Raw genomic sequence first — 11546 nt, forward strand, 5'->3', positions numbered from 1 at the left:
AACACCATGACAATTCAACTAGGGGGACATCGCACCGCCCGCCGCGCCTACGGTATTGATGAAATTGCCCTTGTCCCCGGCAACCGCACCCTTGATCCTCAATTGGTGGATACCCGCTGGCGCATTGGTGCCATTGAACGGGAAATTCCGATTATTGCCAGTGCCATGGATGGGGTCGTGGATGTTACGATGGCCGTCAAACTCAGCCAAATGGGGGCACTGGGCGTCCTCAATCTTGAGGGGATTCAAACCCGCTATGAAGATCCCGCACCGATTCTCGAACGCATTGCCAGCGTCAGTGTGGATGAATTTGTGCCCCTGATGCAGCAGTTGTATGCCCAGCCAATTCAACCCCAGCTCATTGAAAAACGCATTCAAGAAATCAAATCCCAAGGGGGGATTGCGGCCGTCAGTTTAACCCCAGCGGGGGCCAGTCGTTTCGGTGATGTGGTGGCAGCGGCAGGGGCGGATTTGCTCTTTGTGCAAGCAACCGTTGTCTCACCGGCTCACCTTGCGCCTGCGGGGACAGATCCCCTAGACTTGGCTGCCTTTTGTGAGCGGATGCCGATGCCCGTTATTTTGGGGAACTGCGTCACCTATGAGGTGGCCCTCAGTCTTATGCACTGTGGCGCGGCGGCAATTCTGGTGGGCATTGGTCCAGGGGCGGCCTGTACCTCCCGTGGGGTGCTTGGAGTGGGCGTGCCTCAAGTGACGGCGATCGCCGACTGCGCAGCGGCACGGGATGCCTATTTTGAACAGACGCAGCGCTATGTGCCTGTGATTGCCGATGGCGGCCTTGTCACCGGTGGCGACGTCTGCAAATGTATTGCCTGCGGCGCAGATGCAGTGATGATGGGGTCGCCCTTTGCCCGTGCTAAAGAAGCCCCTGGTCGCGGTTATCACTGGGGTATGGCCACGCCTAGTCCTGTCCTGCCTCGGGGGACGCGCATTCATGTGGGCACCACAGGTACCCTTGAGCAGATTCTCCGGGGACCCGCCCAGTTGGACGATGGCACCCACAACTTCCTGGGGGCCCTGCAAACCAGTATGGGGACCCTTGGGGCCAAGGATCTGCGGGAAATGCAGCAGGTGGAGATTGTCATTGCTCCTTCCCTCCTCACGGAAGGTAAGGTCTATCAAAAAGCGCAAAAACTAGGGATGGGTCGCTAGGGGCAGATAACTATACTCAATGCGGCCCCCACCGCGAAACTGCTGCTGATAGGCAATGCTCACGGCATCCTCACTGGGGAAGAGGGTATCAATGCCAATGCCATTGCGGCCATATTCCTTGCCAGAGCTATGGATATACTGGCCCTGCCCCAGATAGAGGCCCACATGGGTCGCCTTTTCACAGCTGCCGAAAAAGACCAGATCGCCCCGCTGAAGTTGGGGTAGGGTTTCCGCAATCGAGTTGCTCCCTAGGGGGGTGGCAAAGGCCTCCTGCTGATAAGCATCCCGCGGTAGCCAAATGCCCTGACTGGCAAAACTCGCCTGTATTAAGCCAGAGCAGTCATAGTGGGGGGCGACGGTTCCGCCCCAAAGATACTCATGGGGGACCTGCTGTGCCGCCAAGCAAAAGGCAATAACGTCTTCAAGGACAGCCTCGATGTCGGCGCGATCGCGGGCAATGGGTTGATAGGGCTGGGTGGCGGGTGTGAGATGGCGGTAATCCTCTGGATCTAACCAGCCCCAGTATTCATCTTCCGCCAGTTGTACGTAGGTCCCTTCAGACGCCAGAGCAGATACCCAGAGAAACCGTCCTGCTGCCCCTTGGGTTGCCAAGCGATCGCCCCTGGGGGCGTCGTAGAGGTTCACCGTTGCCGTGAGTTGGTGCAGTTGGTAAACGTGGGCACCCTTGGTTGCAAAAATTGGCATTTGGATGGACTGGATAGCTATTGATAAGAGGACGAACTACGCTAGCTCAACAAGGGCTGGAGGAGCGCCAGACTGCCGTCGGCAATGAACTGGACGGCGATCGCTAGAATAAAAAAGCCCAACAGTCGTGTCAAAGCTCCCCGACCGGTAATTCCCCAGGCTTGACTGAGGGGTTCTCCCAAGATCAAAAGGAGGTAAACCATTGTGCTCAGCAACAAAATTCCCAGCCATGCCCCCAAATATTCTAGCCAGGTATGACAGCGAGTAGAGAGGCTAATGGTCATGGCGATCGCCCCCGGGCCGCTGAGGAGGGGAACAGCCATGGGGGTCAGGGAGATGTCCGCCTTATCTGCTGCTTCCGTTTGCTCCTGATGGGTCAACCGGTCCTGAGATGTCACCATCTGCCAAGCGGTATGGCTAACAATCAAGCCACCAGCAATACGTACCACCGGCAGAGAAATGCCAAAGAAGGCGAGAATCCCTTTTCCCATGAGGAAAAAGACAGTTAGCACCGCCGCCACGTTGAGGGCTACCTGTTTTGCTTGCTGACAACGGCGTTGGTGAGATTGCTTGGCAGTGAGGGCATAGAAAATGGGAATCGCTCCGATGGGATCAACAATGGGAAAAAGGGCTGCAATTGCTCCCACCAGATAAGACAGCAGTGGCTCCATGGAGATGCATTAGCTGGGCACTGTTCCTCTAGCAACAGACAGGGGCCCCTAGCAGTGACTGAAACAATTGTAGGCCCTCCAGGGTATGGTCACTGGGGGAGTTGATCAAGGCAGGGTCAGCCGCCCGCTCAGGGTGGGGCATCATGCCCACAACATTGCCGGCCGCATTGCAAATACCGGCAATATTATTCAGGGAGCCATTGGGATTACTTTCGGGGGTGACATTCCCCTGGGCATCGGCATAGCGAAAGAGGACCTGGCGGTTGGCTTCCAGTTCGGCGAGGGTGGCGGGATCGGCATAGTAGCAGCCTTCACCATGGGCAATGGGCAAGCGAATCACGGTTTTATCGCCATAGGCCTGCAGCCATGGCCGCTCTTTGGCTTCTAAGCGCAAATGGACGCGATCGCAAATAAAGTGCAAGTCCCGATTGCGCACTAGGGCACCCGGCAGCAGTTTTGCCTCCGTCAGGATTTGAAAGCCATTACAAATGCCTAGAACCCACTTGCCAGCGGCGGCATGGTCTTTGACGGCAGCCATGATCGGTGAGAAGCGGGCGATCGCTCCACAGCGCAAATAATCGCCAAAACTAAAGCCCCCCGGCAGCACAATCAAATCGTAATCCCGCAGATCGGTCTCCTCGTGCCACAGCAGTTGCGTGGGCCACTGGAGAATTTCACTGGTGACGTAGGCCACATCGCGATCGCAATTAGATCCGGGAAAAACGACAATCCCTACGTTTAGGCCATGACTCACAGCAATCCATCCATCACATCAGTAATTGGCTTTAACTTGGCGGGGGCATGGAGGAGCTCAATGTCCCGTAGCCAGACCACACCGCGTCCCATGAATTCCACCCCAATTTTAATCAAGCCGGGGGTCTGGGGTTCTGGTTTGAGGTGAAAAGGCACCTCGCACAGGTGCCAGTCGCGATCGCCCACGAGGGAAACCGTGCGCGAAAATGTCCAACCCAAGGGTTGACTGCGGCTGAGGAACAGTTGTGCCCCCTCCGGCAAGCTCCCGGTTTTGACTAAAGCACGGCACAGGAGCAGTTGATCTCCCCCTTGGGCAGAGGGCACTTCCAGCCACAGATGGGCTTCCGGGAGTTCAAAGAGGGGAACTGTCTGCGGCCAGTGGGACTCCAGACACCAAGCAGCCACCTTCGACTCTCACGCCGGAGCCAGCGATCGGTTGATCCACCCCCGCCCGCAAGAAGGCAATGCGCTGGAAGGGAGCTGTGGCTTCCGGCACTTGCAGCAAAGGGGCAAGGGTGTGGGCCAGGGACTGTAATCCCGATTCAATGCCGGCCTTGATGCCCGCCTCGATACTGGCTAATAGATCATCCCACCAGTTGAACATCGTGCCTACGCTGCGGCAGTCGCCAGCTCCTGCAATTCAATGCGAAAGGTTTCAATCACCGGATTGGCTAACAGTTGATCGGCAATGTCGGTGAGTTGTGCCTCGGCAGTGGCGCGATCGCGGGCCTCTAGGGTCAGTTCCACCAGTTTGCCAATCCGCACCGATTGCACATTTGTATAACCCAGATGATGGATCCCCGCCTGTACGGCGACTCCTGCGGGATCTAACACCGATGGTCGCAGTGTCACAAACACCTGTGCCCGGAATTGTGCCATGGACTATACCTCGCGGGGAGACTGCTCGATTAGGGACTTTACCCCCTCAATCGTGGCTGGGATACTGCTGGGGTCTATAAATAGTACTTTACTGCTATCACTGTGGCCAATGGTGCGTCCCATATCCAAGTAGCTCTGAGCAAGGAGAAACTGGAGCGCTTCCTTCGTCTTGGGATCTTCGTGCAGTGCTGCCGCAATAATCTTCATCGCTTCTGCAGTTCCTTGGGCACGCAAAATCTGATCTTGACGCTCGGCTTGGGCACGCAACACGACCACTTTTTGTTCTGCTTCCGCTGCCAGAATGGCGGCTTTTTGTTCTGCCTCGGCGGCTAACACTTGAGCTTCTGCTTTACCCCGAGCAGAGTTGATGGCCGCTTCCCGTTCCCCTTCGGAGGTGAGAATAGCAGCGCGTTTTTTGCGCTCCGCAGACATTTGCAGCTCCATCGACTCTTGGACTGCCTGCGAGGGGGCAATATCCCGCAGTTCCACACGGGTCACCTTCACGCCCCACGGATCTGTAGCAATATCAAGATCCCGTAGCAGGGTCTCATTCACTTGGGTACGGGCGGTAAAAGTTTCATCCAGTTCTAGCTTCCCCATTTCTGCCCGAATCTGCGTTTGCACCAAATTCACCATCGCCATTTTCAGGTTTTCCACCCTATAGTAGGCGCGCTCCATATCAATAATCCGCCAGTAAACGACGGCATCCACGGTAATCGTTACATTGTCACGGGTGATACACTGCTGCGGCGGAATATCTAGGACCTTTTCCCGAATCGTTTCCTCAAAGGCCACGCGCTCAAAGATTGGCAATATAAAATTCAACCCCGGTTCCAAGCGACGGTGATAGCTGCCCAACCGCTCCACCAGCGCCATATTGCCCTGATTGACAATCCGCACAGAGCTAGCGACACCCCAGGTCCCAAACCCCAAGAAAGACAGCAAAGCAAAGAGCTCATTCATGGTTGTGGTTCCCAAACCAGTTCACTACTACTCTAGTGGCTTGCCCTTTGAGCGTCATGCCCAGCGGCAGAGAATTCATAATCTGTTACCCATTCCCCTGGGAGGGGTGTTGCTACTTATGATATTTGTGATGCAACCGCACATCTCTTTTCCGCAGATTCCGTTAGCTGCTTTAATGCACCAACGCCCTCTCTAGAGAGAAAATTGTTCTGAGATGCTCAGCAAAACAAAAATAGAAAAATATGCACCATATGGAGTTTGGATATTTTTTACCTACTTTTGTCGTTATTACGCAATAGAAATTTTGAATGGCGGAAACAACTGGAAAACGGGTGATTGGCTAATCAATTACAGTGCAGGATTCGTACGAAGAGGACTAATAGGGAGCTTCTTCTTAAAAGTCTCAGATTTTGGTTTACCATTGTTATGGGTAACCTATATCACACAAGTAGCTGTCTATGCTCTAATTTTTGGTCTTGTACTAAAGCTCTATTATAGAAAGAAAAGAAGTTTGTTTTGGCTTTTAATTCTATTTTCGCCAGCATTTTTGCTCTTCCCTTTTTACGATATACAAGGTGGATTCCGAAAGGAAATTCTTATTTTCCTAATCTTTGCTTTTTTTTGCCTGATATATGCCAATAAGAATGTCACCCCTTTTAAGCTAACCTTGATATCTGTTGCTTGGAGCGTAGCAGCACTCTCGCATGAATTAACTGTTTTCACGCTACCGTTTTTTATTTATTTGATTTATGTGAGTACAAAAGACGGACTTATCACTAGTCGTACCGCTATTGCCTACAGCTTAATCCTCACCATAGCAAGCTCAGTAATTTTGCTTCTCGCTTTTTTTTATAAAGGCAATGAGGCTTTAGAGCAGGCCATTTGTCAATCTTTAACAACTCGCAACCTTGATCCCAATATCTGTAAAGGATCTATCGATTGGCTTAGCGAAGATATCGGTCCTGCGCTAGGACGTGTACTAAGTTCTTTGAATCACCGGTCTATCTTTACCCCTTTATTCCTTTGGCTTGCACTACTTCCTCTTTCATTTACTACATGGTGGAACAAAGAACGAAAAATTCTGTTTTTGGCTAGCATAGCAACAATCTTTCCTCTTTTTCTCGTTGCAATTGATTGGGGTCGTTGGGTTCATGTCATCATATTTATGTTTTTCTGTCTTGCTCTTGCAAGCGAAGTAGACATTAAGTATCGCTACAGACGAATTTTTATCGTTACTGGACTAATCTATCTAACAACTTGGTCCATACCACACTGTTGTGTTGGTGGATATGACACTGGTTTTTTAAGACGTGCATTAAAGTGGCTAATAGACAATCTGGGTTAAAAAAACAATGGTTTATGCGGGTGTTGGTACACAATTAGCTTTATTGATTAATATACCTATGGGTTGAATCACCGGTTTCCAGCATAATCTTCCCCTCTCTCCATCCTGATTCATGCAGCAGGCGCACTATGCCCAGCCCGCACGCACTGTGGCGTGTCAAGATAGGTCAAAGTCTTGATGATCGCCGCACGCACATGACTCTCCGCAACCTGCCAGTCAAAGGCCCGTGGGAAGAGATGATCCCCAGTTGCTTGAACCAGTACATCATATTCTCGGCAAGGCTGCCCAGGTGATGGCCAGATTCTTCCTTCCAACCTTCCTGTTCCTTGGCGGCAATCTCGGCGAGGATCAGGTCACGGGGAGGACTATTCCCCCAAGGCACCGCCTCCTCGCGCGGCGGTATGCTTACCTTCACCTGAGGTTCGCTGGTGGCAGCATGCACTGCCTCGGCGTCGTAAGTGCCATCGGCACTGACTTCGGAAATGTCGCCTTCGACTTTCGAGAGCAGGTCAGGAAAGACTTCACTGTCGTGCCAGTGGGTAGTGGTGATCTCGATGCGGACGATGTTCTTTTGGTCGTTGCATCTACCGACAGATCGATTTTGCGCCAGGTGCAACGCTTGAGTGCCCCATGCTGGTGCACCTTACCATTCACTTTCACGGAAAATCTTCAAACCGATCGAGTCCACCACGACATGGATCGCACCTGTTCTCCAACGATGTGGAATCTTCACTTCCAACGTGGCCGCCTGGCGCGACAGATGAGCGTGATTCAGCACCGGCAAGTTCAGCCCACACAGGCGCATCAGGGAGTTCACCAACCCTTCCGCAGCACGATAGGGCGGACGGGACAGAATCTTGATCATCAGACAGAATTGAATGGCCCAGTCAGAATAAAGCCTCGACCTACCTCGCCCGTTCGGAGGAAGGGGCGTCCAGTTCTTGGCAATGTCCTCCTCATCAAACTAGATCGTTTGGTTGCTATGATTGACCAGTGCATGGTCATATTTCGCCTAGTTCTTCACCTAGTAGCGATGTTTCTCCTCTGCCATGCGCTCGTTTCGCTGGGTTCTTACTACCATTTGCTTTCCCTTTGTCTGTCAAACGACCATCTATTAGTGTAGAAGTAAAATACTATTGTTATTGCACCAACGCCCAGCAAAACCTTAAATTGTAAAAAATGGTTTATCTTCTTGTTAATCTCGATAACACCCTACTGACAACGGATGTTCTTCTAGAATTAATCTGTTTGTCTTTTGGTAGGTCTCTAATTCAATTCTTCAAAATAAGAAGCTTCAATCCTGCTCAGATCAAAGGAAAATTAGCTACCTGTGCTGATTTAGACATTACCACATTACCCTATAACTCAGAAGTTATTCAGTATATTCAAGATTGGAAAGCCAAGGGGGGTAAGGTTGCCCTCATCACTGCCACTGATCAACTCGTTGCTGAAACGATTGCTGCCCATTTGGGGCTTTTTGATGAGGTTTATGGTTCTGATGGCCAGCTTAATTTGAAGGGAGAAAACAAGGCAAGGTTTATCCTAGAGCACTTTGGTGAGCAAAATGTTATCTACATGGGCAATTCTGTGGCTGATTTACCTGTGTGGGCAGTTGCGGCCAAAGCAATTACCGTCAATGCCTCTCCTCGGCTACGCCAAAAAGTCGAGCAAATCAATCCCAATGTGGAACATCTAGGGAGTGCAAAACGCAGCATTCAACCCTACTTCAAGGAAATTCGGCCCCATCAGTGGGTAAAAAATGTGTTGGTCTTTGTGCCGATGCTTGCAGGGCATCAGTTTAATTTGCCCACTTTTTGGATTGCGCTGGTGGCAGCAATTGCTTTTAGTCTGACGGCGTCCAGTGTCTATGTTTTAAATGATCTTTTAGATTTGCAGGCCGATCGCGCCCATCCCCGCAAGCGTCATCGTCCCTTTGCCGCTGGAGATATTCCCCTCTCCCACGGGATATGGCTGATTTTGATCCTCCTCGGCGCCGGCATGGCGATCGCCACCACCATTAGTTGGTCATTTCTGGGCCTTCTCCTTGCCTATTATGGTCTCACGACTGCCTACTCCTTTTACCTAAAGCGGCAGATAGTTATTGACATTTGCCTCCTTGCTGGCCTTTACACGATTCGCATCTTTGCAGGTGCGGTTGCCACAGGGATTTCCCTCAGTGTGTGGCTTTTGGCGTTCTCCATCTTTTTCTTCTTTTGTCTGGCAAGTGTCAAGCGGCAAGCAGAACTGGTGGATCACTATCACCGCAAACAGCTCAAGGCCAGTGGTCGAGGCTACCACGTTGACGATTTGCCGATTATTAGCATGATGGCCATTGGGGCGGGTTATGTCTCAATTTTGGTGCTGGCGCTCTATATCAACTCTCCCCAAGTGCAGCTTCTTTACACAAAACCGCAGGTACTCTGGGGCATTTGCTGTGTGCTTCTATACTGGATTACCCGAACCATCATGCTGACCCACCGCGGTTTGATGCACTATGATCCAATTGTTTATGCAATTAAAGATCGACAAAGTCAAATCTGTTTCTTGATTTGTCTGGTTTGCTTTATCCTAGGTGGAGTTTTATGACTTTACAAACCCTAATTATTCGCTATACTGCTTTTGCGGTGATTGCTACCTTGATGAATTTATTTTTTCAGAGGATAATATTAATTATTGATAATAGCTTGCCTTATTTTATGGCCGCAGTGGCAGTGGGTACGCTCGTGGGATTGGTGGTGAAATACTATCTGGATAAGCGATGGATTTTCTTTGATCATAAAAAGGGTATCCATCATTATAGCCGTCAATTTAGTCTGTATGCTTCAATGGGAATTTTTACAACCGCCATTTTTTGGGGATTTGAAACCGTATTTTGGTTGATTTGGCAAAGCCATTTTATGCGGGAAATGGGTGCCATTATTGGTTTAGCTATTGGCTATGGGGTCAAGTATCACTTGGATAAACGATATGTCTTCTCTAATGACTCCTAGGAGTTCTCTTAAAAGGCTCTGCGGCTGGGGACGCTATCCTGTGCAGACCTGTCATGTTTATTGCCCGCGCTCAGAATCCGAGATTATCCAGCTTCTCAACAGAGGTTTGCCACTCATTGCCCGTGGAAATGGCCGTGCCTACGGAGATAGCGCCCTCAATCGGCAAGCAACACTGCAAATGAGCCACTTCAATCGCCTATTGGGGTTTAATCCGCAAACTGGTCAATTGATTGCTGAGGCAGGGGTTCTGCTGGCAGAGATTCTAGAGATTTTTGTGCCTCGCGGTTGGTTTCCCCTGATTACCCCCGGCACGAAGTTTGTTACGGTGGGGGGTATGATTGCCGCCGATGTGCATGGAAAAAACCACCACAAAGAGGGCAGTTTTGTTCAGAGTTTAGACTGGCTGGATCTCCTAACCAGCGAGGGGCAAATGTATCGCTGCTCCCCTTCAGAAAATCGAGATTTGTTTTACTGGACGGTGGGGGGAATGGGCTTGACGGGGGTGATCCTCAGGGCAGCCTTTCGATTGCGCCCCATTGAGACGGCTTGGGTTCGCCAAACTACCTATGTCGCCAGGAATTTGGACGAGGCGGTTGATCTCTTTGAGGCTGCGCAGGATGTGACCTACGCCGTGGCTTGGATTGATTGTCTAGCGGCTCGTTCTCAGTTGGGGCGGTCTGTGGTGATGCTAGGGGAACACGCGACACGCCAGGAGCTGCCAACCAAATATCGGCAGAGGCCACTGCAGACTCCGCAACGACGTCAGTTCTCGATTCCTGTGGATTTTCCCAATGGTGCCTTGAATTCATTAACTGTGCGTGCCTTGAATCAACTGTATTTTCTCAATAGTCAACGCAAGGCTGGCCTGTCCTTTGTCGATTGGGATACTTTCTTCTATCCCCTGGATAGTCTCTTGGGATGGAATCGCATCTATGGGCGGCGTGGTTTTGTCCAGTTCCAATGCGTCTTGCCCCTGAGCACTGCCCGCGAGGGTCTAGGGGCGTTACTGCATTGCACGTCAGTCGCAGGAGCGGGGTCCTTTCTCGGAGTTTTGAAGAAGTTGGGTGATCAACAGGGTTATTTTTCATTTCCGATGGCGGGTTATACCTTGGCTCTGGACTTTCCGATGTGCCAACGCACCCTCAAGCTTTTGGATCAACTGGAGGAGATCACTCTACAGCATGGGGGTCGCTTTTACCTTGCCAAGGATAGCCATTTAACTCCGCTGCGCCTGCGCCAGTCCGATTGTCGGGTAGAAACGTTTGTAAAAGTCAGGGATGCCCACCAGTGGAGGGTGAACTTTGCTTCAGAACAGTCGCAGAGGTTAAATTTATGACGGCTCCTGTGTTAATTCTGGGAGCGGCCTCTGATATTGGGCGGGCGATCGCCCACCGGTTTGCAGCTCAGGGCTATCCAATGCAGTTGGCTGCACGGCAGGTGAGCCGCCTAGCGCCAGATAAAGCCGATTTGGAAATACGCTATGGTGTGGCTGTCAGTATCCATGAATTCGATGTCTTGGCGCTGGAGACCCATGCAGCCTTTATCCAGCAACTCCCGGAGCAACCGGCGATTGTGATCTGTGTTGTTGGTTTCATGCCAGACCAAAAAGCATGTGAGCAAAATTTATCCCTTGCTCTTGAAGTGATGCGCACCAATTATGAAGGCCCAGCGGTTATTTTAAGTCTCTTTGCCAATCTGTTTGAGCAGCGGGGGTTTGGTACGTTAGTGGGGATTTCCTCTGTAGCTGGGGAACGGGGGCGGGCGAGTAATTACTTCTATGGTTCTGCGAAAGCTGGCTTCACAGCATTTTTGTCGGGATTGCGGCATCGCCTTGCCAAATCGGGGGTACAGGTCCTAACGGTGTTGCCCGGCTATGTGAAGACGCGGATGACCGAAGGGATGACATTGCCCCCCCACCTTACGGCGGAGCCAAAGGAAGTGGCCGATGCAATCTTCTCAGCTATAGAAAAAAAGAAGGACGTGATCTACGTGCGACCCACTTGGCGCTGGATCATGGCGGTGATTCGTTGGATTCCTGAACCCTTATTTAAGCGACTGTCTCTGTGAACT

The 11546-nt window shown here is 51.3% G+C and carries 15 protein-coding genes; 6 read left to right on the top strand and 9 right to left on the bottom strand.

The annotated features are described in order from the left end of the window. The first annotated feature begins 6 nt into the window (after positions 1 to 6). A complete protein-coding gene (locus Q0W94_RS02890) occupies positions 7 to 1170 on the top strand; it encodes a GuaB3 family IMP dehydrogenase-related protein (RefSeq protein WP_297760862.1) in 1164 nt (387 codons plus the stop codon). Here Q0W94_RS02890 and Q0W94_RS02895 read toward each other — a convergent pair. The 7 genes from Q0W94_RS02895 to Q0W94_RS02925 are packed head-to-tail and all read right to left on the bottom strand — an operon-like array spanning position 1153 to position 5141. Next, entirely contained in the window at positions 1153 to 1875 is a 723-nt protein-coding gene (locus Q0W94_RS02895; RefSeq protein WP_297760865.1) for a C40 family peptidase, read from the bottom strand. The genes Q0W94_RS02890 and Q0W94_RS02895 overlap by 18 nt on opposite strands. A gap of 41 nt (positions 1876 to 1916) precedes the next feature. Next, positions 1917 to 2546: a MarC family protein gene (locus tag Q0W94_RS02900; RefSeq protein WP_297760868.1), complete on the bottom strand. Its 630-nt coding sequence runs from the start codon at positions 2544 to 2546 to the stop codon at positions 1917 to 1919. 28 nt (positions 2547 to 2574) lie between these two features. Continuing rightward, a complete protein-coding gene (gene purQ, locus Q0W94_RS02905) occupies positions 2575 to 3300 on the bottom strand; it encodes a phosphoribosylformylglycinamidine synthase subunit PurQ (protein WP_297760871.1) in 726 nt (241 codons plus the stop codon). Then, positions 3297 to 3704, bottom strand: a complete 408-nt coding sequence (locus Q0W94_RS02910; protein ID WP_297760874.1) for a hypothetical protein — start codon at positions 3702 to 3704, stop codon at positions 3297 to 3299. Before Q0W94_RS02910 ends, purQ begins: the two co-directional genes overlap by 4 nt. Then, on the bottom strand, positions 3652 to 3903 hold the full coding sequence (locus Q0W94_RS02915) for a hypothetical protein (RefSeq protein WP_297760877.1): 252 nt from the start codon (positions 3901 to 3903) through the stop codon (positions 3652 to 3654). Before Q0W94_RS02915 ends, Q0W94_RS02910 begins: the two co-directional genes overlap by 53 nt. A 5-nt stretch (positions 3904 to 3908) precedes the next feature. Continuing rightward, positions 3909 to 4178: a phosphoribosylformylglycinamidine synthase subunit PurS gene (purS, locus tag Q0W94_RS02920; RefSeq protein ID WP_297760882.1), complete on the bottom strand. Its 270-nt coding sequence runs from the start codon at positions 4176 to 4178 to the stop codon at positions 3909 to 3911. A gap of 3 nt (positions 4179 to 4181) precedes the next feature. Further along, on the bottom strand, positions 4182 to 5141 hold the full coding sequence (locus Q0W94_RS02925) for an SPFH domain-containing protein (protein ID WP_297760886.1): 960 nt from the start codon (positions 5139 to 5141) through the stop codon (positions 4182 to 4184). A gap of 214 nt (positions 5142 to 5355) precedes the next feature. On the opposite strand from Q0W94_RS02925, the gene Q0W94_RS02930 reads away from it, so the two are divergent. Then, positions 5356 to 6486 carry a hypothetical protein gene (locus Q0W94_RS02930; RefSeq protein WP_297760889.1) on the top strand — a complete coding sequence of 377 codons (1131 nt, stop codon included), beginning with the start codon at positions 5356 to 5358 and terminating at the stop codon, positions 6484 to 6486. 166 nt (positions 6487 to 6652) lie between these two features. Here Q0W94_RS02930 and Q0W94_RS12350 read toward each other — a convergent pair whose 3' ends face one another. Next, on the bottom strand, positions 6653 to 7102 hold the full coding sequence (locus tag Q0W94_RS12350) for a hypothetical protein (protein ID WP_399372086.1): 450 nt from the start codon (positions 7100 to 7102) through the stop codon (positions 6653 to 6655). A gap of 27 nt (positions 7103 to 7129) precedes the next feature. Further along, a complete protein-coding gene (locus Q0W94_RS12355) occupies positions 7130 to 7435 on the bottom strand; it encodes a transposase (protein WP_399372374.1) in 306 nt (101 codons plus the stop codon). A 230-nt stretch (positions 7436 to 7665) separates the two neighbouring features. Between Q0W94_RS12355 and Q0W94_RS02940 the strand changes: the two genes are divergently transcribed. The 4 genes from Q0W94_RS02940 (at position 7666) to Q0W94_RS02955 (ending at position 11543) form a co-directional block, all read left to right on the top strand. Beyond that, on the top strand, positions 7666 to 9072 hold the full coding sequence (locus tag Q0W94_RS02940; RefSeq protein WP_297760892.1) for a UbiA family prenyltransferase: 1407 nt from the start codon (positions 7666 to 7668) through the stop codon (positions 9070 to 9072). Then, on the top strand, positions 9069 to 9476 hold the full coding sequence (locus Q0W94_RS02945; RefSeq protein WP_297760894.1) for a GtrA family protein: 408 nt from the start codon (positions 9069 to 9071) through the stop codon (positions 9474 to 9476). Before Q0W94_RS02940 ends, Q0W94_RS02945 begins: the two co-directional genes overlap by 4 nt. Positions 9477 to 9582: 106 nt before the next feature. Then, entirely contained in the window at positions 9583 to 10812 is a 1230-nt protein-coding gene (locus tag Q0W94_RS02950) for an FAD-binding oxidoreductase (protein ID WP_297760897.1), read from the top strand. Next, a complete protein-coding gene (locus tag Q0W94_RS02955; RefSeq protein ID WP_297760900.1) occupies positions 10809 to 11543 on the top strand; it encodes an SDR family oxidoreductase in 735 nt (244 codons plus the stop codon). The genes Q0W94_RS02950 and Q0W94_RS02955 overlap by 4 nt, the downstream gene beginning before the upstream one ends. Positions 11544 to 11546: the final 3 nt, after the last annotated feature.

This window comes from Thermosynechococcus sp., assembly GCF_025999095.1.
GTDB lineage: Bacteria > Cyanobacteriota > Cyanobacteriia > Thermosynechococcales > Thermosynechococcaceae > Thermosynechococcus.